This is a genomic window from Paralcaligenes ginsengisoli (assembly GCF_054781135.1).
Map to the genome: position 1 here is coordinate 1 of NZ_BAAGUZ010000021.1, position 21403 is coordinate 21403.

Here is a 21403-nt window from a genome sequence, read left to right on the forward strand (position 1 = left end):
TCGTCAGCACCCGGCGCTGGACTACCGCCGGACTACACAGCACCGCCCACCCTGCGGCTGCGTTACGGAAGTGCATCGAGGTATACGTTGGGGCTGTGGGCGTTTAGTTAATCGAGTCATCAATCTCGGTAGATGTGGCCACGTGATAAAGGTACGAGTGCACTCACGTTGATTCCAGGCATGCCACAACGCGAGCCGTCTATCGGGGCTTGGGGTCAGGGCCGGCGTAAGGCGTGCGCCGGATTTAGCTCGGCAAGGCGGGGGTAGTCGGCGGGCGCTGTCTGAGCGTCGTCCCGCAGCGCGGGGCGACGCGAGTTCGCCCGACGCCCGCCTTGACGTGCTAAATCCGGATGAAGCACGCCGTGCCGGGCCTGGCCCCAAGCCCCGATAGACGGCGTCTTTAAATACCAATACCCCATCCATCCAATGCCATAAACACTCAATCCAAAAATGCCCCAGACACAACTCGGCAAGACCGGCCAAGCGTTTTACTTGCAAGGCGCCGCCAAAAATGAATGGCAAAGGTGCGGACTATCGATCGCCGAGCAAGCTGTTCGCAATCAGTTCGGCGGTATGCGCCGAATCGGTCAAACCCAGATGTCCATGGCCCACAGCCAGCCAAAGCCCAGTCCGGCCGGCCACGGGGCCGATAACCGGCACAGAATCCGCCATGCACGGACGATGCCCCATCCATGTCGAAAAAGGCTGGTGCTCCAGCCCCTGGAAAGTTTCCCGCGCTATGCGCAACAACACCTCGGCACGCCGCGGGTTCGGGGCCAACCTGAGACCACCGATCTCCACAGTACCCCCTACCCGCAAGCCTGCTTCCATGGGAGCTACAAATACTTTGCGATCCGCCAGCACCACGGTACGCGAGACCGGAGAACTTTCTCCCTGAAACTGGACATGGTAGCCACGCTGTGTTTCCAGCGCCAACTTGACACCCAGGGGATCAAGCAGCCGACGTGACCAGGCTCCCGCGGCCACCACCACGTGCTGCGCGGTCTGCGCTCCCGCAGCCGTATCGAGGCGCCAGCCTCCGGCCGCCGCGGGTTGGAGCGCCCTCACATCGGCACGCGACACCTGCCCGCCGATTTCAAGAAACTTATGGAAGATCGCCTGCACATAACGATAGGGGTTTTTTACCGTGGCATGATCGGCCAGGAACATGCCAATACGGTAGCGGGGATTTATACCGGGCTCTAGCGCGACAATGCCGTCGCGATCGATGCGCTCAAATTGAAAACCGTATTTTTCACGCAGGCGCCAACCCGCGGCGTCTTTCGCCAACGTGTTTTCGTCTGGATAAAGATGCAAATGGCCGCGCTGCAAAATAAGCTCCGGCACGCCTACCTCGCGTGCCAAAGCTTGATGCCGGCTTACCGCGGCCTCGTGCAGAGCCGCGAGGCTCTTGGCCGACGCATCCACCGAGGCTCGGCGCGCCGACCAGACAAAGCGCCCCAGCCAAGGCAGCGCCTGTGGCAGATAACCCCAAGGCAGGTAAAGAGGACTTTCCGGATTGCGGAGCATGCCCGGCACGGATTTCAGTACGCCAGGCATGGCCAGAGGCGCGATCGAACTGGGGCTGATGGCTCCGGAATTGCCGAAACTACAGCCGCTACCGGGCTCTTCACGATCAATCAGCGTAACTTCGGCGCCGCGCTTGCGCAATTCGTAGGCCAGGCAAACACCGATGACACCGCCGCCGACAACCGCCACCATCCCTAATTTTTCAGGCATTGCATCCAGCCAAATTATTGCTCATTGCGCCACCCATCCCAGCCTTCCCGGCGAGCCCGCTTCAGCCATTGTAGGTACTGAAGGTGCATTCGCCAAGCGATGCCGAGTGGCCACGGCCAATCGTTGGCGCCGCAAGTTCCGGCAAGCGCCCGCGACAGCAACGCAGAACCGGGCGACCTGTAAACCTCATTTTTGCGCTCATGGCCTCCACCTAAAATCGCCACTATTCCTGTATCGGCAGACGCACCAGCACCTGATAGCGTGATTCAGGCACATTCGGCCTGGAGGCAACCAGCACACACTGCTCCGGCCGCCAGAAGATGGGGGAACACGACAGGCTATCCAGTTTGCCCGGCCCGGCATTTCGCAGCAGGGACACGTGCGGCCGGAAGGCGGACTCGGGCCTGTGCCAGCCCATGGATTCAAGGCGTATCCACAGCATGTCGTAAAGAGAGTCCAGCCATGCGATACGATCCGTATCGCCGTCCGCCGGACCGGCCCAGACAATGTTGGGCCGCTTGAACCGTCCCAAACGCCGCAAGGTCAATGCACCCAGCGATACCGGCCAATCGGCGGCGACATGAACCAGTTCATCCACCCGGACTCGGGGAGTATTTCCCAGGAAGGCTAACGTCATATGCAGGGTTTCGGGCTGCATGATGCGCCCGCCGCACAGGGAATGCGCGGCATGCCCCCAGCCTGCAAGTTCGGCCGCGATTTCCGGGGAAGGCCATAAAGCGAAAAACAGGCGCTCAGTGGCCCTGCCGTCATCGACCGGCGCAACAAAGGGTGGAGGGCACTCATCCATAAGGCTGACAGGGTCCTTCGACGTTCGATACGGGATGCTTCAGGGAAGAAGCGCCAGATTAATCTTCTTTTGAAAAGGTGCCAAGATCGAAGTGGGGACCGTCGCTGCACTGCGATGGCTCTATTCCAAAAAGGGTATGAATGCATATTGCCTACAGCCCCAGGCCCCTCAAAAACACAACAATTCTTGCTCTCCAGGCTTGCGTAATTCCACAAATTTAGTAAACTATGTTGACTAAATTTCCATCGAGAACCGAAGCCATGACAAACAGCACACTTTTAAATGCGCCTTTGCGCAGCGCAGATGTATGGCGCGGATCGGATATGCAAGGCGAACAGGGCTGGATCGCACAGTTTTCAAACGCGGAACTGAACGAACTGGACAACACCATAAAAGGTCTGGCCACACACTATGAAAATCCTGTTGGAGTAAGCCATAAAGATTTCTCCATGCCCCTACTGGAAGCCAAGTTCAAGGCTATTCGGATCGAACTGGAAGATGGCCGCGGATTCCAGGTGCTGCGCGGCCTGCCGGTAGAACGATACTCTCTGGAACAGAGCAAAATAATGCTCTGGGCTTTGTCGCTGCTGCTGGGCTCGCCCCAAGAGCAGGATCGTGCCGGAAATTTGATGCATAGTGTTGTGAATACTGGCAAAAAGGTGACTGCAAACAGTTCTACCCGCGGTTATGAAACCGATGACGAACTGACTTTCCACAATGATGGCGGCGATGCCTTCATGCTCTTGTGCCTTAAAACGGCCGTTTCAGGAGGAGTCAGCAAATTAGTCAGCGTGTCGCAACTCTTCAATGAAATCCTGCTGCGGGATCCGCAACTTGCCAAAGTGCTGCAGGAACCATTTTATTTTGATACCCGTTCTCAGCACAAAGACGGCCGGCAGACGCAGGCCTCTCCCATCATGAATTTTTTTGAGGGAAAACTCAGCGCTCTCTATAAGCGTCAATACATTGAGACTGCGCAACGTTTTCCGAACACACCCAGATTGACGAAGGAACAGATCGAGGCCATCGATTTGATCGACGAATTGTGCAATGATCCGTCCATACAGCTCTCATTCTCTATGCAACCAGGCGACGTCCAGATTGGCAACAATTACTCAATATTTCATGCCCGCACCAAATACCAGGATCACGCCGAAGATTCCCTGAAACGGCATCTGCTGCGCACCTGGATCACCCTGCCCAATGGCCGCTCGTTGCCGCCGATCTTCGCGCAAACGCGGGAGTTCAGCACTTCGTACACGCGCCGCCTAGCCGCATAGCGAAAAAAAAGCGGGCATCGCCATGAGTTTCCCAATGATTCGACCCTGATGGATTCTGCTACTATGCAAGCAGGCAGGCCATTGGGGCTGATCAGGACAAATTGGCTGAATTGCGAGAAATGGTCTCGAAAAAAAATATCAAGAAACTGCAATCCCTGCGCCCTAAAGGCGTAAGCCGTTTATTGCTTCTGGCCCGCAGAAATTTCGTCACTGAAATCGGCGCCTTGATTGAAAAATCCGGATTCCCGGTTTTGCCTGACTCGTGCCTCATGCTGCTGCCCTATATCGAGCTGGAAGGTACCCGCAGCACAGATATCGCCCATCGTGCAAGCATGAGCAAGCAGGCGGTGACGCAAGTCATCGGCATCATGGAAAAAGTGAAGCTTGTCGAAAAGAAACTGGACCCCAACGATGCCCGAGCCACGTTGATATCGTTCACCGAGTTTGGCGCCGCTTATCTGATGCACATGCATACCATCATCAATAAAGTGGAAAGCGATCTGGGCGAAAAAATCGGCGAAGAACAGATGGCGCTGTTTCGATCCGTTCTCGACTTTATGGCGTACAGCTGGCCCGCCGCGACAGCCAGCCAAATAATTTCTGGCGCCAAGCCGCCGGAATAAATCAATCTATTTATTCCTGAACAATAAGTCGGATGCGCCCCGCCGCATTTTCGCGGAATCGATCATGCATCGATCCTTTTTCACGCTTCCCCGCAGGGCAGGCAATAGCGGCAAGGCCGGATCGAAAGGCTATTTGTTTGCGAACATGCCGGGATTCTGCCGGACAAACTCTTTGGTGCGCAAAGCATCTTCTTGCAACATCGCCTCCAGTTCCTCGGGCGTTGATGCTTCCAGTTGATAGCCGTTATGTTCCAATGTTTTCCTTATGGTCGGCTCCTCCACAAATTTCCGACTGACCGCGGCCATTTTCAGGATAATGTCTCTAGGGGTATTCTTTGGGGCAAATATTCCGTACCAATTGCCAAAAACACCGTTGGGCATTCCGCTTTCTTTCAAAGTGGGAACGTCTGGCAGCGCCTCGCTACGCTTGGCTGAGGTAATCGCCAGGGCCCGCAATTTCCCTGATGTCGTCAAGGTTTGCAATACAGGAATATTGGCAAATACCATGTCGACCTGCCCGCCTATGGCGTCGGTGGCCGCCTGCGCTCCGCCTTTATAGGGAACATGAGTCAGGCTGATATCTGTATATTTTTCCAGCATCCCCACCTGAAGAAATAAAGAGGCGCTTGAAATTGTGTATTTCGACGGATTTCGACGCGCCATGGCGATAAGCTCGGAAATGGTCTTGGCGGGAAAGTTCATATTCGTCGCCACCAAACCGGGCATGCGGGCAATCAGGCTGACTGCCGCCAAGCTCTTGTGCACATCGAACGGCGGAACAGGGCCCACAGACGGGTTTGTGGCCAAAGTATCCACACCCCATAAAAACGTATAGCCGTCCGGATCGGCCCTGGCTACCGCCTCGCTGCCGATATTGGTCGCCGCACCCGGCTTGTTTTCAATGATGACGGCCTGCTTGAGTTCTTTATGTAGAAAATTTCCGTATTGCCGGGCTATCACATCTGTAGATCCCCCTGGCGCATAAGGCACCACCAATTTGATGGGCTTCTCGGGCCACGCCGCAGCGCCGGCGGCGTACGGGCAGACAAGCACCAGCATGCTCAGGAATAAAGCCAGGCCGTTCTTCATGATTTATGTCTCCATTAATAATTCTTGATTGCAAGTTTAAGATTTGCCTTGTTTTTAATCAAGTAACTTTATTAAAAATAGTGCAGATGAAAATAGAGCCGATGCGATCTTCACCCGAACCAGCCCATTCTTGTTAACATCGCAACATGAATGCACCCTTCCAGCACCGCAACCTGCCGCACCTGCTGCTTTACGCACGTGAAACGTTAATGGCGTATTTCCGGCCGATACTGAATGAAGCCGGCGTCACCGAGCAGCAATGGCGCGTGCTGCGCACGCTCAGCGAACTGGGCTCCATGGAGCCCAATCAGATTGCCCGCAGCTGTCAAATCCTCAGCCCCAGCCTGACCCGCATGCTGGCCGGCATGGAGCAGTCGGGCCTGATCAAGCGCACACGCTCGGCGGCCGATCAGCGCCGCCAGGAAATATCGCTGACTCCAAAGAGCCATACGCTCATCAAGCACATGCACCCCAGAGTCGATGAAAAATACCGGGAGCTCGAGGGCAAGATCGGCAAGGAATTGCTGGAACGCCTTTACCGCGACATCGATGCCGCGGTGGGAATGGTCAAGCAGGATGAGCCCCCGCGCTAAGGCAGGGGAAAGATTGCGTTGATCTGGCCGGTGCCCGAGCTGGCGAAGTAATCGGTCACGATCTCGACCGGGCGCCGGTATTCGTCCCAGCCCAGCAGGCCCAGCAGCATGGCGGTGTCGTGCATGCCGCCTTCGCCCTCGCATAGCCGCGCGTAGTCCGGCAGCATTTTGCAGAACGTGCTCCAGTCGCCCTGGCGCCACAAATCCACAACACGCAAATCGACCTGGCGGTGGAATTCGCGGCTGATCTGGTGCATTGACTCTTCGGGGCTGCCGTTGTCGTTGAAGCGATGCGACAGCGAACCGCTGGCCAGCACGGCCACATTGCTGTCGCTGCGCTTTATGGCTTCGAGCACGGCGGCGCCGAAACGGCGGCTTTCCTGCAGGTCGTGCCAGGCGCACCACGCTGCAATCGACACCACCTTGAAATGCTGGTCGGTGTTCATGTAGCGCATGGGTACCAGTGTGCCGTATTCGAGTTCGAGGCTGTCGATTTCATGGGCGCGAGTGCCCACACCATGCTGATTGGCCGTTTCGGCGATCAGGCGGCCCAGTTCGGAATTGCCGGGATACTCATATTTCATATCCTTGATGAAATGCGGCAATTCATTGCTGGTGTATATGCCGGAAAACCGACTATTGCAATTGATGTGGTAGCCGGCATTGACCAGCCAGTGCACATCGAACACCACCAGGGTGTCGACCCCCAAATCGCGGCAGCGCTGGCCTATGATGCGATGCCCCTGGATCGCCGCCTCGCGGCAGCCATGGTGCTTGCCCGGGAGCTCGGACAAATACATGGACGGAACATGTGTAATCTTGGCCGCCAGCGATAATTTTCCCATTTCCGTCTCCTGTGCCGATGACCGGCGTCGCTCTTTGCAATTTGATCGTGCCGGACGCTGCGGCGCCTACATGCCCCATTTGGGAATGTGATGACTGCCCATGGACACGCATACGTTCTTGACGTCGGCAAACACCTCGAGGCTGTACTCGCCGCCTTCGCGACCCGTGCCGGAATCCTTGATGCCGCCAAAGGGCTGGCGCAGATCGCGCACATTCTGGCTGTTGATGAACACCATGCCGGCCTCGATGCCTCGCGCCAGGCGATGCGCCTTGCCGATATCGTTGGTCCATATATACGACGCCAGGCCGTACTTGACATCATTGGCCAGGGCCAAGCCTTCGGCTTCGTCCTTGAACGGCAGCAGACACGCCACGGGGCCAAAAATTTCTTCCTGGGCGCAGCGCATGCAATTGTCGACGTCGGCCAGCACGGTGGGGCGCACGAAGTTGCCATGCTTCAGATGATTGGGCAAACCCTCGGGCTTGTCGGGGCCGCCGGCCAGTATGCGAGCGCCCTCCTGCTCGGCCAGGCGAATATAGCCGGTGACCTTTTCCCAATGCTGGCGGGTGATCATGGAACCGACATTGGTTTTGGCATCGGCGGGATCGCCCACCACCAGGCGATTGGCGCGCTCGGCGAACTTGCGCACAAAATCGTCGTAAATGGTTTCCTGGATGAAAATGCGCGAGCCCGCGGTGCAGCGCTCGCCGTTCAGGGAAAAAATGGTGAACAAGGCGGCATCCAGCGCACGATCGACATCGGCGTCGTCGAATACCAGCACAGGCGACTTGCCGCCCAGCTCCATGGAAAATTTCTTGACACCGCCCGCGGTGGCGACGATTTTCTTGCCCGTGGCCGTGCCGCCGGTAAAAGAAATCGCACGCACATCGGGATGGCGCACCAAGGCCTCGCCGGCGGTGGCGCCATAGCCATGCACTACATTCAGCACACCAGGCGGAATACCGGCTTCCAGGGCCAGCCGCCCCAGTTGATCGGCGGTCAGCGGCGACAATTCAGACATCTTCAACACCGCCGTATTGCCCAGCGCCAGACACGGCGCGGTTTTCCACGTGGCCGTCATGAAGGGCACATTCCAGGGCGAAATCAGGGCGCACACGCCTACGGGCTGATACAGCGTGTAATTCAGCATCTGATCGTCGACCGGGTAGGTACGGCCATTCATGCGGGTGCACACTTCGGCAAAAAAATTGAAGTTCTGCGAAGCGCGGGGAATCAGCTGCTTGCGGGTCTGCGAAATGGGCAGGCCCGTGTCGCGGGTTTCAAGCTCGGCCAGTTCAGGCACATTCTTGTCGATCAGCTCGCCCAGCCGGCGCATGAGGCGGGCGCGCTCGCTGGCCGGGGTGTTGGCCCACTTGGGAAAAGCGTCCTTGGCCGCGGCGACGGCGGCATCGATTTCAGCTTCGCCGCCCGATGCCACCTCGTCTATGGCTTCGCCCGTGGCCGGGTTATAGGTGGTAAAACGGTCTTGGCTGTCGACCTCTTTGCCGTTGATCCAGTGCTTGATGCTCACGCCGCTCTCCTTGCCGCCAGGCAACCGGACTATTGTCGGTGGCTGTCGGGCATTTAAATATAGTTAACTAGTTAATAATCTACTTTTTCCGCCGGCCTGTCAAGACTCCCCGTCACTACCCGCCTGGACAAACGCTCGTTGACGCGCGGGCCGGTTTTCTTTATTATTAACATGTTAATTACAAGATGCAAGGGTCCGCCATGCCGCATATATGGATCGAGTACTCAGCCAATCTGCGCCCCGAAATCGATGTCCGGGCCTTGATGAAAACTGTGCAGGACACCGCCATCGGCGACGGCAGCGTCTTTCCCCTGGCGGGCGCCCGCACTCGCGCCCTCTGCATCGACGACTATCTGATCGTCGACGGGCATCCCGACAACGCTTTTGTCCATGTCACCCTGAAAATCGGCCATGGCCGCGACGACGCAGTCAAGCAGCGGGCCGGCGAGCGGATTTTTGCTGCGCTACAGCAAGCCCTGGCGCCCATCATGGCGTCCCGGCCGCTGGGCATTACCATGCAGATCGAGGAAGCCGACCCCGTCCTCAACTATAAAAGCAATAACTATCGGGATTACCTCAAGGCCCGGGCCGCAAACAAATAAGGAGTTTTCCCATGACGACCCAAGCGGACTATGCCACTTTGGCCTGCGGACCTGCCGCCGATCGACCCCGGATCGTGGTGGGGACCCTGCTCAATTACCGGCAGGCCCTGGAACAACTGGGCGATGCCGCCAATCAGCCTCCCTACAAATCGGCCCCCAAGGCCCCGGTCCTGTATATCAAGCCGGCCAACACCTATGCCCAGGACGGCGACGAAATTGTGCTGCCTGCCGACGTCGCCGAAGTCGAGATCGGCGCCTGCCTGGGCATTGTCTTCCAGCGCAAGGCCACCCGGGTCAGCGAAGCACAGGCAATGGATTATGTGGCCGGATACCGCATCGTGGCCGATCTGTCGGTGCCGCACTCCAGCTACTTCCGCCCGCCCATGAAACAGAAATGCCGCGACGGCTTCTGCCCCATGGGAGCCCTGCTTGCCCGCGATCAAATCCAGAATCCGGACGACCTGAGTATCCAGGTGCATGTCGATGGCCAGTGCATGCAGCAGGCGCATACCCGCGACCTGATCCGCCCTGTGGCCCGGCTGATTGCCGATGTCACGCAATTCATGAGCCTGGACCGCGGCGACATTCTGCTGGTCGGCGTTCCGGCCGGCGCCCCGCTGGCGCATGCCGGCCAACGCATTGAAATCAGCATTTCGGAACTTGGCCGCCTGACCAACCGCCTGAGCGCCCCCGTCTGACCCGCAGGAAATACGCCCAATGAAACACGCCCGCATACGCTACCAAGGCAGCATCCACCTGGCCACCGACGCCGGCGATCACCGCTTGCGGCTGGCCGATGGTCGCACCCTGTCCCAGGACGAGGTCGACTGGCTGCCGCCGATAGAACCGCGCACCACCTTTACCCTGGCCATCAACTATGCCGATCATGCCAAAGAACTGGCTTTCAAGGCACCCGAAGAGCCCCTGGGCTTCCTGAAGGCGGCCAATACCTTTGTCGGCCATCGGGCCCAGACCCTGCGGCCCGCCGATGTGGCCTTCATGCATTATGAATGCGAGCTGGCCGTGGTGATAGGGCGCACGGCCAGCAAGGTATCCCGCGACCAGGCCTATGAGTATGTGGCCGGCTACACGGTAGCCAACGACTACGCGCTGCGCGACTATCTGGAAAACTGGTACCGGCCCAATCTGCGCGTCAAGAGCCGCGACACCTGCACGCCGCTGGGCCCCTGGCTGGTCGAGCGCGACGATGTGCCCGACCCCATGAACCTGAACCTGCGCACCACCGTCAACGGCGTGGAAACCCAGCGCGGCAACACCCGAGACATGGTGTTCGGCATACCGGCGCTGATCGAATACTTCAGCAGTTTCATGACATTGTCACCGGGCGACCTGATCCTGACCGGCACACCCGACGGAATCGTCAACGTCAAGCCGGGCGACGAAGTCGTCACCGAAATCGAAGGCATCGGACGCCTGGTCAATACACTGGTCGCCGATCCCGCCTGATACCGCCATCCCTCTACAGCACCCCATTGGAAACCGCTACATGCTCGACAAGAAAACCATCAGTGCCCTGGCCGCCCGGCTGCAGGAAGCCGAACGCAACCGCAGCCAGGTTCGCCAGTTCTCGCTGGACCATCCCGACATCACCATCGACGATGCCTACGCGATCCAGCGCGAATGGGTGGCGCTGAAAATCGACAAGGGCCGCCGGGTCAAGGGGCACAAGATCGGTCTCACTTCGCGCGCCATGCAGCAATCGTCGCAGATCGACGAACCGGATTACGGCGTGCTCCTCGACGATATGTTTTTCGGCGACGGCAGCGACATTCCCGCGGCGCGTTTCATCCAGCCCCGCCTCGAAGTGGAACTGGCCTTCATCCTGGGCAAACGCCTGGAAGGCCCGGACGTTACGCTGTTCAATGTCTACGACGCGGTCGATTATGTGGTGCCCGCACTTGAAATCATCGATGCGCGCATACAAATGATCGACCCCGACAGCAAACGGCCGCGCAAGGTATTCGACACCATTTCCGACAATGCCGCCAATGCCGGCATTGTCATGGGCGGGCGGCCCGTGAAAATCGGCGAACTCGATCTGCGCTGGATCGGCGCCATTCTTTCGCGCAATGCCGTTATCGAAGAAACCGGCGTCGCGGCGGGCGTGCTCAACCACCCCGCCAATGGCGTGGTGTGGCTGGCCAATAAACTGGCTCCCCACGGCGTGGCCCTCGAACCGGGCCAGGTGATATTATCGGGATCGTTTACCCGCCCCGTGTTTGCCCGGCCCGGCGATACATTCAATGTCGACTACGGCCCGCTGGGTTCCGTCAACTGCCACTTTGTCTGAACCCATGGATATCCTGACCAATACCTTCAAGCAGGCGCTGCGCAAAGGCCAGCCGCAGATTGGATTGTGGGCCGCCCTGGCTCATTCCGTCACCGCCGAAATTTGTGCCGGAGCAGGCTTCGACTGGCTGCTGATCGACGGCGAACATGCGCCCAATACCTTGCAAACCATGCTGCCGCAGTTGCAGGCCGTGGCCCCCTATCCGGTTGCCGCGGTCGTGCGGCCTTCGTGGAACGACCCTGTGCAAATCAAGCAAGTTCTGGAAATCGGCGCCCAGACCTTGCTGATACCCATGGTGCAGTCGGGCGCCGAGGCCGCTGCCGCGGTAGCGGCTGTGCGCTATCCCCCCCACGGTATACGGGGGGTCGGCAGCTCGATTGCGCGGTCGGCGCGCTGGAACCGCATTCCCGATTACCTGCATCGTGCCAACGATGAAATGTGCGTGTTGATCCAGATTGAAACGCCGCAAGGGGTCGATGCGCTGGACGATATCCTGGCTACGGAAGGAGTGGACGGCGTCTTTATCGGACCTGCCGATCTTTCCGCCAATATGGGCCACTTGGGCAATCCCGGCCACCCCGAGGTCGCCAAGCTGATCGACGACACCATAGGGCGCATTGTGCGTTCGGGCAAGGCGGCCGGAATCCTGCACAGCGATATCGCTCGCGCCAAACACTTCCTGGACCTGGGCGCAACCTTCGTGGCAGTGGGCGTGGATGCTTCCCTGCTGGCGCGCGCCGCGGAAAGGCTCGCCGGCGAATTCAAGGCATCGACGCCGGGCGGTACACCACCAAAACCAGGCGGGCCGTATTGAGCGGATGTTTTGGTATATAAAGACGCCGTCTATCGGGGCTTGGGGCCAGGGCCGGCACGGCGTGCTTGATCCGGATCTACCTCGTCCAGGCGGGCGTCGGGCCAAACTCGCTACGCCGCTGGCGCGGCTACGCTCAAACATGGCCCGCCGAAAGCCCCCGCCTTCCCTACGGTAGCATCCGGCGCACGCCTTACGCCGGCCCTGGCCCCAAGCCCCGATAGACGGCTCACATTGCGGCATGCCTGGAATGAACTTGCTTGCACCTACCGTTAATGGGCCTGCACCTATAGAACCGTTAACGTGCCCGCACCCATGCCTCTATCGAGTGGCCACTACACCACGATGTGCCAAACCCTGGATTTACTAAGCACCCACCGCCTCAACGTAGCCTGTGATTGGCTCAACGCAGCTTCCCCAATGTATACCTCGCTGCATTGCCTCAACGCAAGCCGCAGGGTGGGCGGTGCTGTGTAGTCCGGCGGTAGTCCAGCGCCGGGTGCTGACGAAGGGAAGGCGGGGGCTTTCGGCGGGCCCTGTTTGAGTGACGACCCGCAGCGCGGGGCGGCGCGAGTTGGCCCGACGCCCGCCTGGACGAGGCAGACCCGGGCAGTCGGGGCGCGTAGCGACACGACCGCTGGACGTGCCGGACTACACAGCACCGCCCACCCTGCGGCGTCTTTATAGAAATACCATCACGCCTACACAGCAACGCACAACCCAAAGTCATCGCTCAAGCCAGTAAAAAGGCAGCCCAAATTCACAACCCAAGCCTAAAAACAGCTCAAAACAAAAGTCTCTGAACCGCGTTCAGCCCGTCACCATCGCCAAGGAAAAACCATCCCAGCCCTTGCTGCCTACCGTCTGCACAGCGGTAGCCGTCAGGCGCGGGCTGGTGGCCATAAGTTCGCAGAACCGCCGCACACCCCGCACACTGGGATCATTGCTGGATGCATTGACGACTTCCCCCTTGCGCACCACGTTGTCGCCGATTATGACCGTTCCAGCCCTGGACAGCGCTAGCGACAATTCCAGATACTGAGGATTGTGTTCTTTATCGGCATCGATAAAGATCAAGTCAAACGGCTCTTCCCCATGCTCGACCATCTTGCGCAGGCTATCCAGGGCCGGGCCCACCCTGATTTCCACCTTGCCGGATTCCCCCACAAGCGCTATGTTTTGGGCCGCAAGCGCCGCGTACGATCCATCCAGCTCCAAACTTACCAGCTTGCCTTGCTCGGGCAAGGCCCGCGCCAGCCAGATCGTGCTGTAGCCCCCCAAAGTGCCAATTTCAAGAATGCGCCGCGCCGCTTTCATCAGTGCCAGCAAATACAGAAGCTTTCCCTGATTGGGAGCCACATTGATCGCCGGCAACTGCGCCTGCCCGCTATGAGCCAGCACCGTATCGAGCGAGGGATCCGGCTCCAGCAAAAGATCCGTAAAGTAGCTGTCGACCGAAGTCCATTGCGCCTGATCCATAAAATGCTCCGTAAAGTCGTACACGAAATCCACGAACAGGCGTTCCCGGAAAACCCAGGCCGCCCCGAAAATAATACTATTACCGATATCACAATATGATGACCGGATTGGGGCTGGGATAATTCAGCAGAATCGGCAATCCATGCAAACCCGGCCACCGAATCACCCGAAAACCAGAGGATCAACAATGTCGTCACCCGCATTCAAGCCGGCCCATGCGCAGTACGCGGCGCGCGTCAGGGAAAGTTTCGCCCGGCAACGCGTCATGGTTACCATCGGCGCCGAACTGCTCTCGGTCTCCGCGGGCCACGTCGAAATCGGCCTTCCCTACAACGCCGAACTGACCCAGCAAAACGGCTTTATCCATGCCGGCATTACGACGACCATAGCCGACAGCGCCGGAGGCTACGCGGCGTTGAGCCTGTTTCAAGACAATGAAGATGTCCTGACAACCGAACTCAAACTGAACCTGCTGGCACCCGCCGACGGCGAACGTTTCGTCGCCACCGGCAAGGTTATCAAGAGCGGCCGCACGCTGACCGTCTGCCAGGTGGAAGTTCATGCCTGCAAGGGCGAACGCACCACTTTGTGCGCTTTCGGCATTCTGTCCACGATGCGCCTGCAATCGAAGCCCGCATAAGCTCGACCGAACCTCGCCATCCGGCATACCGGCGTTTTATCTCCTGTTGCAGGCCCGACATCCCTGAATATAGGAGCTTATTCATATAGACAAACCCTAATTTCAGGCTCAACATGGGGCATACCCCAAGGCAAAATCATTGACGTTTAAAGCATGGCATGGCTAACATCGTTCGTTATCGAAATATGCGGTACACGCGAACGAACTTGCCCCAAAAGGACCGCGCCGGCCGTGCAGGAGAATTTTTGAAGTGAAGCCTCAGTCTTTGGACATGATTACCAAGCTGGTCGGGTTCGACACCGTCTCGCGCAACTCCAACCTCCCCCTGATTCATTACATCAGGGACTACCTCGCCCTGCATGGCGTGCAAAGCCACATAATCAGCAACTCCAAGGGCGACAAGGCCAATCTGTTCGCCACGGTCGGCCCCAATGTTGAAGGCGGTATCGTGCTTTCCGGCCATACCGATGTGGTGCCGGTCGATGGCCAGCCCTGGGACACAGACCCCTTCCAGGTCCTGCAGAAAGATGGCCGGCTATACGGCCGCGGCACCTGCGACATGAAGGCTTTTTCCGCCATTGCGCTGGCCCTGGTGCCGGACATGGTCAAAAAGAACCTGAAGCGCCCGATTCATTTTGCGCTGAGCTACGACGAGGAAATCGGCTGCGTCGGCGCCCCCTCTCTTATCGAGCGCCTGTCCATCGCCGCCGCCAAACCCAGCGCCGTCATTGTGGGCGAACCCACCAGCATGCAGCCCATCGTGGCCCACAAGGGCATCGCCGCCCTGCGCACCACGGTCATCGGGCACGAGGCCCATTCAAGCCAGGTGCAAAACGGGGTCAGCGCCGTTACGATAGCCGCCAAGCTCATTGCCTTCATCGACGGCATGATGGCTGAAAACAAGGCGGCAGCCGATCCCGCGTGCCAGTTCGTACCCCCCTACACGACGCTGCACGTGGGGATCGTCAATGGCGGCACGGCCCTGAACATTATTTCCCGCGAATGCACATTCACCTGGGACATACGCGCCCTGCCCGGCGACAACTGGCGAAAATACCTCGACCGCCTCAACGCGTATGCGCAAAGCCTGCTGCCCGATATGCAAGCCATTGCACCCGACACCTCCATCAGCACGGAAATCTTCGCGGATGCCCCTCCCTTGCAGGATAACGGCGGCGCGGCCCAGGAAATCGCCTTTCATCTCTCCGGCTGCCGGTGCGGCGGTGTGGTCCCTTATGCCGCCGAAGGAGGACAGTTCCAGGAGAAAGGATTCGCCACCGTATTGTGCGGCCCGGGATCCATCGACCAGGCCCACAAGCCCAACGAATATATCGAGGTTTCGCAGGTTCAGGAATGCGAGGTTTTCCTGGAAAAACTGATCGATCAATTGGCTGCATAGCAGGCCGCAAACCAGGCAGGTACACGCACCCGCCGCAAGTGATTCAAATTCTGGAGACCCCGGTAGCTTCGATCTCCAGCAAAAAGTACCTTCGACAAGGCTACCCGCGTTATCGAAGCCCCATGAAAACTGTGTCAAACGATAAAACACATTATTGGCAGGAGACCCTCGATGAAATTTTCCAAATTGTTCCAACATACGGCTATTGCCGCCACGCTTGCCCTCAGTGCGGGTTTGAGCCATTCCGTCGAAGCCAAGACGCTGCACTGGGCCTATCAGGGCGACATGATGTCCCTGGACCCCATGTCACTGAATGAAACCTTCACGCTAGGCTTCCAGGGCTGGTTCTACGAAACCCTGGCGGGCTACGACAAAAACCTGAAACTGGTCCCCATGCTGGCCGAAAAATGGGAAAACCCCGAGCCCACAAAATGGATTTTTCATCTGCGCAAGGGGGTAAAGTTCCACGACGGCAGCCCCTTTACCGCCGATGATGTCATTTTTTCGTGGAAACGCAGCCTGACCCCGGGCTCCGACATGAAAGGCTACGGCGCCAAGGCCAAAGACGTCAAGAAAATCGACGACTACACCGTCGAGGTCACCACCCCGGGGCCCAATCCCATCCTGCCGCGCGACTGGACCTTCCTCTACATCATGAGCAAGACCTGGGCGGAAAAAAATAAAACCACAGAAGCCACCAACGTGAAGGGCGGCGAAAGCAATTACGCCAATATGCACGAAGACGGCACAGGCCCATTCATGGTTGTCGATCGCCAGCCCGACGTCAAAACCACATTGAAACGCTTCGACGGGTACTGGAACAAGAACATGCCCACCAATGTCACCGACATTGTCTTCCAGCCCATTACACAAGAATCGACTCGCGTCGCCGCGCTGATCTCGGGCGAAATGGACATCGTGCAGCCCGTGCCCGTGCAAGACTGGCCGCGCCTGCAGAAAGAGCCCAATGTCCGCGTCCTGAACGAGCCCGAGGCCCGCGCCATCTTCATCGGCATGGACCAGCACCGCGACGAACTGCTGTTCTCCAACGTCAAAGGCAAGAATCCGTTCAAGGATATACGAGTCCGCGAAGCGGTCGTCCGGGCCGTCGACACCAACGTGATCAATAAAAAAATCATGCGCGGCGCCGCAAAGCCCCTGGGCACACTCATCGCCGACAAAATCAACGGCTACGACGAGTCTTTCGGCAAGCCTTATAAACCCGATGTGGCAAAGGCCAAGAAGCTGCTGGCCGAAGCGGGCTACCCCAACGGTTTCGAAGTGCAAATGGATTGCCCCAACGACCGTTATGTCAACGACGAAAAAGTCTGCCAGGCCGTTGCCAGCATGCTGGCGCGCGTGGGCATCAAGATCGACCTGCTGGCACAAACCAAGTCCAAGTATTTTGCCAAGGTCCTGCTGCAGGCCGGCAACAACACCAGCATGTATCTTTTAGGCTGGACTCCCAGCTCGATCGATGCCGATAATTCGCTGGTCAACCTGGTTTCCTGCCGCAATCCCAAGACGGCCGCCGGGCAATTCAATCTGGGCGGCTACTGCAATCCCAAGATCGATGCCATCACCGCCAAGGTCGAATCCGAAACCGACCAGGTCAAGCGCAATGCCCTGATCAAAGAGGCATTCACCATGTTGCGCAACGACTACGGCTATCTGCCTCTGCACCAGCAGCCGATGTCCTGGGGCGTGCGCAAAGGCATCAAAGTGGCACAACGTGCGGATGACGTGCTCGACATCCGCAACGTCGTCATGCCCTAGCAGTCTGGACGGCATGCCGGCTCCCGGTGGCTGCCCTCAGGCAGCTTTCCGGGAGATGTTTTACGCTCGTCGCCATTAAAGACCATCATCATGCTGAATTTCATTGCACGACGAATTTTCCAATCCATTTTCGTCATGCTGGCTGTCGGTTTCATCGCATTCGCGATGTTCCGCTACGTCGGCGACCCCATCAATAACCTGGTGGGCCAGGACACCACCATCGCGCAACGCGAAGAGCTCAAAAAGCAACTTGGGCTCGACGACCCGTTTCTGGTCCAGTATGTGCGTTTCATCAACAAGGCGGCGCACGGCGACTTCGGGTCTTCCTATCGCCAGCGCCGCCCTGTCAGCGAGCTCATCGCAAGCCGCATGCCGGCCACGCTGGAATTGTCTTTTGTCTCGGCATTGATCGCCCTGTTCCTGGGCATTCCCATGGGAATCTATACCGCGCTCAAGCGCCGCGGCCTGCTGTCGCACACCTTCATGACCGTCTCGCTCATCGGCATCTCGCTGCCCACTTTCCTGATCGGCATATTGATGATCCTGGTGTTCGGCGTATTGCTGCGCTGGCTGCCCAGTTTCGGGCGTGGCGATGTCGTGCAACTGGGATGGTGGTCGACGGGCTTCCTGACAAAAAGCGGCTGGCTGTCGCTGATCATGCCGGCCTTCACCCTGGCCCTGTTCCAGATGACGCTCATCATGCGGCTGGTACGCGCCGAAATGCTGGAGGTCATGCAGACCGATTTCATCAAATTCGCCCGCGCCCGCGGCCTGCCCGAGCGCATGATCAATTTCCGCCACGCGCTGAAAAACACGCTGGTGCCCGTCATCACGATTACCGGCCTGCAACTGGGCTCGATCATTGCCTTTTCCATCATCACCGAAACGGTTTTCCAGTGGCCCGGCATGGGCCTGCTGTTCATTCAATCGATAGGCTCGGTCGACATCCCGGTCATGGCCGCCTACCTGCTGCTGATCGCCTTCTTTTTCGTGATCATCAATCTCATCGTCGACTTGTTGTATTTCGCGGTCGACCCCAGACTGCGCGTCCAAAGAAACTAGAAGGTCTCCCACAATGGCCAAAAACACCTGGTCCCGCTTTTATAACAGCGATATTTTTTACAGCTTTACTCATTCGCCCGCGGCCATGATCTCGGCGTTGGTGGCGCTGGTCATCATTCTGGGCGCGGTGTGCGCCCCCCTGGTGGCGCCGCACAACCCCTTCGACCTGGCATCGGTGAATCTGCTCGACGCCAATAATCCGCCTGCCTGGACGGCCGACGGCAGCTCGCAGTTTCTGCTGGGCACCGACGACCAGGGGCGCGACATCCTGTCGGCGATCCTGTACGGCTCGCGCATTTCATTGCTGGTCGGGCTGGCCTCGGTCTTTTTTTCCCTGGTCATCGGCGTCACGCTGGGCCTGATCAGCGGCTATGCGGGCGGCCGCGTCGACAGCGTCATCATGCGCATTGCCGATGTCCAGCTGTCGTTTCCAGCCATACTGATCGCGCTGCTCGTCGACGGGATCGCCCGCGGCCTGCTGCCCCGCGATGCGCAGGACAGCCTGTCTTTGTATGTGCTTATTTTCGCCATCGGCATTTCCGGCTGGGTGCAATATGCGCGCACGGTGCGCGGCGCCACCATGGTCGAACGCAACAAGGAATATGTACAGGCCGCGCGCCTGATCGGCATGCGGTCTTTTACCGTCCTGCGGCGTCACATTCTGCCCAACGTGATGGGGCCGGTTCTGGTGATCGCCACCATCCATCTGGCCGTGGCGATCATTACCGAAGCGACCCTGTCATTTCTCGGCGTCGGCATCCCGCCCACGACCCCTTCGCTGGGCACCCTGATCCGCATCGGCAACAGTTATCTTTTTTCCGGCGAATGGTGGATTTCGATCTTTCCCGGCGCCGCCCTGGTACTGCTTGCCCTATCGGTCAATTTACTGGGCGATTGGTTGCGCGATGCGCTCAATCCCAAACTTCGCTGAGTGGTTAGCATGGCACTATTGGATATAGAAAAGCTGCACATCGAGTTCGCCAGCCGGCACGGTACGCTGGTGGCGATCAAAAGCCTTACGCTGGCCCTCGAAAAAGGCGAAATCCTCGGCGTGGTGGGTGAATCGGGCGCCGGAAAATCGACTGTCGGCAACGCCATCATCGGCTTGCTCGAGCCGCCGGGGAAAATGACCGAAGGCGCGGTAAGCCTGGACGGCAAGCGCATCGATCAACTTCCAGCGCACCAGTTTCGTGAAATTCGCGGCCGCCGCATCAGCATGATTTTCCAGGATCCTTTAACGTCGCTGGACCCGCTTCAAACCATAGAAAGCCAGCTGATAGAAACCATGCAGGTGCACCTGGGCCTGTCGCACCATCAGGCGCGCGACCGGGCCATCGAAATGCTGCAAAGCGTAGGCATCCCCGAGCCTGAAATGCGCCTGCAGCAATACCCCCACCAGTTCTCGGGGGGGATGCGCCAACGTGTCGTGATTGCGCTGGCCCTGTGCTGCGAGCCCGAAGTCATTATTGCCGACGAGCCCACCACAGCGCTGGACGTCTCGATCCAGGCGCAAATCCTTGACCTGCTGCGCAAGCTGTGCAAGGAAAAACAGGTCGGGATGATCCTGATTACCCACGATATGGGGGTCATCGCCGAAATTACCGATCGGGTTGCCGTGTTGTATCGCGGCAATCTGGTCGAACAGGGGCCTACCCAGAAAATTCTGGGCAATCCGGACCACCCTTACACCAAGAGCCTGATTTCGGCGGTTCCGCGTTCCGATATCAAACTACGCCGCTTCCCCATGGTGACGTATATCGAAGATGTGCAGGCGCCCACCAAAAAAGAACTCGACATCGCCACTCACTGGCTTGGACAGCATCGCGACTTCGGCCTCCACGGCGACACGCCCCTGGTGGAAACCCGCGACCTGGGAATACGCTTTGTCCTGAAAAATGCATTCCTCAAAAAGAATCGCTACATGCTCGATGCCGTCAAGAACGTCAGCTTTGCAATCAATGAAGGCGAAGTATTCGGGCTGGTCGGCGAGTCCGGTTCGGGCAAATCGACCATTGCGCGCCTGATCGCCGGTTTGTACAAGGCCAGCAGCGGCTCGGTCATTTTCAACGATACCAACGTCACCCAGCTCAAGGACGAAGCCTCGCTCAACGCCTTCCGGCGCCAGATCCAGATGGTGTTTCAGGACCCATATTCCTCACTCAACCCCCGGATGCGCATTCTCGACATCGTGGCCGAACCCATACGTTTTCACAAATTGACTGCCAATGAGGCGCAAACGCGCGCCATCGTCGGCGATCTGCTCGATTACGTCGGGCTTGGAGAGCAGGCCCTCAAGCGTTTCCCGCACGAATTCTCGGGCGGGCAGCGCCAACGGATCTGCATCGCCCGCGCCTTGGCAACCCGGCCGCGCTTCCTGATTTGCGACGAGCCCACCTCGGCGCTCGATGTATCCATTCAGGCCCAGATCCTGAACCTGCTCAAGGATCTGCAGGAAAAGCTGAAGCTCACGATTTTATTCATCAGCCACGACTTGCCGGTCATACGCCAGATGTGCGACCGGGTCGGTGTAATGCGCCACGGGGAACTGCTCGAGGTCGCCGACACGGAAACGCTTTTTTCCGATCCACAGCATGAATACACCAAGCAACTGCTGTCGCTGATGCCTACACTGAATTTCCTGTCGCGCGAGGGGCTGGAAGTCGAGGCGGAAACGCCTGTCGCCATACTGCCGGCCTGAGTGAATACTTCGTCATATTCGGGAAATTCACGGTTTTTTAACTTTTTGACACTAAATTTGTAAGTGGGTGCTAGACGACCTGGCATCCCGCCCCTATGATTGACGCACTTGGAT

Annotated in this window: 20 protein-coding genes; 14 read left to right on the top strand and 6 right to left on the bottom strand. The window is 58.4% G+C overall.

The window, feature by feature from the left end; genetic code table 11:
- Window positions 1–531: 531 nt before the first annotated feature.
- Both ACYVIS_RS11475 and thpR read right to left on the bottom strand, forming a co-directional pair.
- Entirely contained in the window at window positions 532–1740 is a 1209-nt protein-coding gene (locus ACYVIS_RS11475; RefSeq protein WP_460874022.1) for an NAD(P)/FAD-dependent oxidoreductase, read from the bottom strand.
- Window positions 1741–1963: 223 nt separating this feature from the next.
- On the bottom strand, window positions 1964–2548 hold the full coding sequence (thpR, locus tag ACYVIS_RS11480) for an RNA 2',3'-cyclic phosphodiesterase (RefSeq protein ID WP_232741720.1): 585 nt from the start codon (window positions 2546–2548) through the stop codon (window positions 1964–1966).
- Window positions 2549–2808: 260 nt separating this feature from the next.
- Here thpR and ACYVIS_RS11485 point away from each other — a divergent pair, with 260 nt between their 5' ends.
- Window positions 2809–3828 carry a TauD/TfdA family dioxygenase gene (locus ACYVIS_RS11485; RefSeq protein WP_232741721.1) on the top strand — a complete coding sequence of 340 codons (1020 nt, stop codon included), beginning with the start codon at window positions 2809–2811 and terminating at the stop codon, window positions 3826–3828.
- A 119-nt stretch (window positions 3829–3947) separates the two neighbouring features.
- Entirely contained in the window at window positions 3948–4451 is a 504-nt protein-coding gene (locus ACYVIS_RS11490; protein ID WP_232741722.1) for a MarR family winged helix-turn-helix transcriptional regulator, read from the top strand.
- 129 nt (window positions 4452–4580) lie between these two features.
- Here ACYVIS_RS11490 and ACYVIS_RS11495 read toward each other — a convergent pair whose 3' ends face one another.
- The gene (locus tag ACYVIS_RS11495) at window positions 4581–5540 is read right to left on the bottom strand and encodes a Bug family tripartite tricarboxylate transporter substrate binding protein (protein ID WP_232741723.1); all 960 of its coding nucleotides are present in this window, start codon (window positions 5538–5540) and stop codon (window positions 4581–4583) included.
- Window positions 5541–5686: 146 nt separating this feature from the next.
- Here ACYVIS_RS11495 and hpaR point away from each other — a divergent pair, with 146 nt between their 5' ends.
- Window positions 5687–6133 (top strand): homoprotocatechuate degradation operon regulator HpaR, encoded by a 447-nt coding sequence (hpaR, locus tag ACYVIS_RS11500; RefSeq protein ID WP_232741724.1) that lies wholly within the window; start codon window positions 5687–5689, stop codon window positions 6131–6133.
- Here hpaR and hpaD read toward each other — a convergent pair.
- On the bottom strand, window positions 6130–6978 hold the full coding sequence (hpaD, locus tag ACYVIS_RS11505; protein WP_232741725.1) for a 3,4-dihydroxyphenylacetate 2,3-dioxygenase: 849 nt from the start codon (window positions 6976–6978) through the stop codon (window positions 6130–6132). The two genes, hpaR and hpaD, sit on opposite strands and share 4 nt — an antisense overlap.
- Before the next feature lie 66 nt (window positions 6979–7044).
- Complete coding sequence (gene hpaE / locus ACYVIS_RS11510; RefSeq protein ID WP_232741726.1) at window positions 7045–8511, bottom strand: 5-carboxymethyl-2-hydroxymuconate semialdehyde dehydrogenase; 1467 nt, start codon at window positions 8509–8511, stop codon at window positions 7045–7047.
- A gap of 200 nt (window positions 8512–8711) precedes the next feature.
- On the opposite strand from hpaE, the gene ACYVIS_RS11515 reads away from it, so the two are divergent.
- Genes ACYVIS_RS11515 through hpaI form a run of 5 tightly spaced genes read left to right on the top strand, consistent with a single transcriptional unit; the run spans window position 8712 to window position 12238 of the window.
- A complete protein-coding gene (locus tag ACYVIS_RS11515) occupies window positions 8712–9113 on the top strand; it encodes a 5-carboxymethyl-2-hydroxymuconate Delta-isomerase (RefSeq protein ID WP_232741727.1) in 402 nt (133 codons plus the stop codon).
- A gap of 11 nt (window positions 9114–9124) precedes the next feature.
- Window positions 9125–9811 carry a fumarylacetoacetate hydrolase family protein gene (locus ACYVIS_RS11520; RefSeq protein ID WP_232741728.1) on the top strand — a complete coding sequence of 229 codons (687 nt, stop codon included), beginning with the start codon at window positions 9125–9127 and terminating at the stop codon, window positions 9809–9811.
- Window positions 9812–9830: 19 nt separating this feature from the next.
- Window positions 9831–10580 (top strand): fumarylacetoacetate hydrolase family protein, encoded by a 750-nt coding sequence (locus ACYVIS_RS11525; protein WP_232741729.1) that lies wholly within the window; start codon window positions 9831–9833, stop codon window positions 10578–10580.
- A 40-nt stretch (window positions 10581–10620) separates the two neighbouring features.
- Complete coding sequence (gene hpaH, locus ACYVIS_RS11530; RefSeq protein ID WP_232741730.1) at window positions 10621–11424, top strand: 2-oxo-hept-4-ene-1,7-dioate hydratase; 804 nt, start codon at window positions 10621–10623, stop codon at window positions 11422–11424.
- Window positions 11425–11428: 4 nt separating this feature from the next.
- On the top strand, window positions 11429–12238 hold the full coding sequence (gene hpaI, locus ACYVIS_RS11535; protein ID WP_232744716.1) for a 4-hydroxy-2-oxoheptanedioate aldolase: 810 nt from the start codon (window positions 11429–11431) through the stop codon (window positions 12236–12238).
- A gap of 807 nt (window positions 12239–13045) precedes the next feature.
- Here hpaI and ACYVIS_RS11540 read toward each other — a convergent pair.
- Window positions 13046–13714, bottom strand: a complete 669-nt coding sequence (locus ACYVIS_RS11540; RefSeq protein WP_232741731.1) for an O-methyltransferase — start codon at window positions 13712–13714, stop codon at window positions 13046–13048.
- Window positions 13715–13901: 187 nt separating this feature from the next.
- Here ACYVIS_RS11540 and ACYVIS_RS11545 point away from each other — a divergent pair, with 187 nt between their 5' ends.
- The 6 genes from ACYVIS_RS11545 to ACYVIS_RS11570 all read left to right on the top strand — a co-directional run bounded on the left by ACYVIS_RS11545 (window position 13902) and on the right by ACYVIS_RS11570 (window position 21289).
- The gene (locus ACYVIS_RS11545) at window positions 13902–14354 is read left to right on the top strand and encodes a PaaI family thioesterase (protein WP_232741732.1); all 453 of its coding nucleotides are present in this window, start codon (window positions 13902–13904) and stop codon (window positions 14352–14354) included.
- A 250-nt stretch (window positions 14355–14604) separates the two neighbouring features.
- Window positions 14605–15753 (top strand): acetylornithine deacetylase, encoded by a 1149-nt coding sequence (argE, locus tag ACYVIS_RS11550; protein ID WP_232741733.1) that lies wholly within the window; start codon window positions 14605–14607, stop codon window positions 15751–15753.
- A 171-nt stretch (window positions 15754–15924) separates the two neighbouring features.
- The gene (locus tag ACYVIS_RS11555; RefSeq protein ID WP_232741734.1) at window positions 15925–17529 is read left to right on the top strand and encodes an ABC transporter substrate-binding protein; all 1605 of its coding nucleotides are present in this window, start codon (window positions 15925–15927) and stop codon (window positions 17527–17529) included.
- 90 nt (window positions 17530–17619) lie between these two features.
- Window positions 17620–18591 (top strand): ABC transporter permease, encoded by a 972-nt coding sequence (locus ACYVIS_RS11560; protein WP_232741735.1) that lies wholly within the window; start codon window positions 17620–17622, stop codon window positions 18589–18591.
- Between the two features lie 13 nt (window positions 18592–18604).
- Window positions 18605–19522 carry an ABC transporter permease gene (locus ACYVIS_RS11565; RefSeq protein WP_232741736.1) on the top strand — a complete coding sequence of 306 codons (918 nt, stop codon included), beginning with the start codon at window positions 18605–18607 and terminating at the stop codon, window positions 19520–19522.
- 9 nt (window positions 19523–19531) lie between these two features.
- Window positions 19532–21289 (top strand): dipeptide ABC transporter ATP-binding protein, encoded by a 1758-nt coding sequence (locus ACYVIS_RS11570; RefSeq protein ID WP_232741737.1) that lies wholly within the window; start codon window positions 19532–19534, stop codon window positions 21287–21289.
- Window positions 21290–21403: the final 114 nt, after the last annotated feature.

Bases quoted from the DNA above. Each gene is read 5' to 3' on its own strand.
- ACYVIS_RS11475 (WP_460874022.1), bottom strand. From the start codon at position 1,740: ATGCCTGAAAAATTAGGGATGGTGGCGGTTGTCGGCGGCGGTGTCATC.
- thpR (WP_232741720.1), bottom strand. From the start codon at position 2,548: ATGGATGAGTGCCCTCCACCCTTTGTTGCGCCGGTCGATGACGGCAGG.
- ACYVIS_RS11485 (WP_232741721.1), top strand. From the start codon at position 2,809: ATGACAAACAGCACACTTTTAAATGCGCCTTTGCGCAGCGCAGATGTA.
- ACYVIS_RS11490 (WP_232741722.1), top strand. From the start codon at position 3,948: ATGGTCTCGAAAAAAAATATCAAGAAACTGCAATCCCTGCGCCCTAAA.
- ACYVIS_RS11495 (WP_232741723.1), bottom strand. From the start codon at position 5,540: ATGAAGAACGGCCTGGCTTTATTCCTGAGCATGCTGGTGCTTGTCTGC.
- hpaR (WP_232741724.1), top strand. From the start codon at position 5,687: ATGAATGCACCCTTCCAGCACCGCAACCTGCCGCACCTGCTGCTTTAC.
- hpaD (WP_232741725.1), bottom strand. From the start codon at position 6,978: ATGGGAAAATTATCGCTGGCGGCCAAGATTACACATGTTCCGTCCATG.
- ACYVIS_RS11515 (WP_232741727.1), top strand. From the start codon at position 8,712: ATGCCGCATATATGGATCGAGTACTCAGCCAATCTGCGCCCCGAAATC.
- ACYVIS_RS11520 (WP_232741728.1), top strand. From the start codon at position 9,125: ATGACGACCCAAGCGGACTATGCCACTTTGGCCTGCGGACCTGCCGCC.
- ACYVIS_RS11525 (WP_232741729.1), top strand. From the start codon at position 9,831: ATGAAACACGCCCGCATACGCTACCAAGGCAGCATCCACCTGGCCACC.
- hpaH (WP_232741730.1), top strand. From the start codon at position 10,621: ATGCTCGACAAGAAAACCATCAGTGCCCTGGCCGCCCGGCTGCAGGAA.
- hpaI (WP_232744716.1), top strand. From the start codon at position 11,429: ATGGATATCCTGACCAATACCTTCAAGCAGGCGCTGCGCAAAGGCCAG.
- ACYVIS_RS11540 (WP_232741731.1), bottom strand. From the start codon at position 13,714: ATGGATCAGGCGCAATGGACTTCGGTCGACAGCTACTTTACGGATCTT.
- ACYVIS_RS11545 (WP_232741732.1), top strand. From the start codon at position 13,902: ATGTCGTCACCCGCATTCAAGCCGGCCCATGCGCAGTACGCGGCGCGC.
- ACYVIS_RS11555 (WP_232741734.1), top strand. From the start codon at position 15,925: ATGAAATTTTCCAAATTGTTCCAACATACGGCTATTGCCGCCACGCTT.
- ACYVIS_RS11560 (WP_232741735.1), top strand. From the start codon at position 17,620: ATGCTGAATTTCATTGCACGACGAATTTTCCAATCCATTTTCGTCATG.
- ACYVIS_RS11565 (WP_232741736.1), top strand. From the start codon at position 18,605: ATGGCCAAAAACACCTGGTCCCGCTTTTATAACAGCGATATTTTTTAC.
- ACYVIS_RS11570 (WP_232741737.1), top strand. From the start codon at position 19,532: ATGGCACTATTGGATATAGAAAAGCTGCACATCGAGTTCGCCAGCCGG.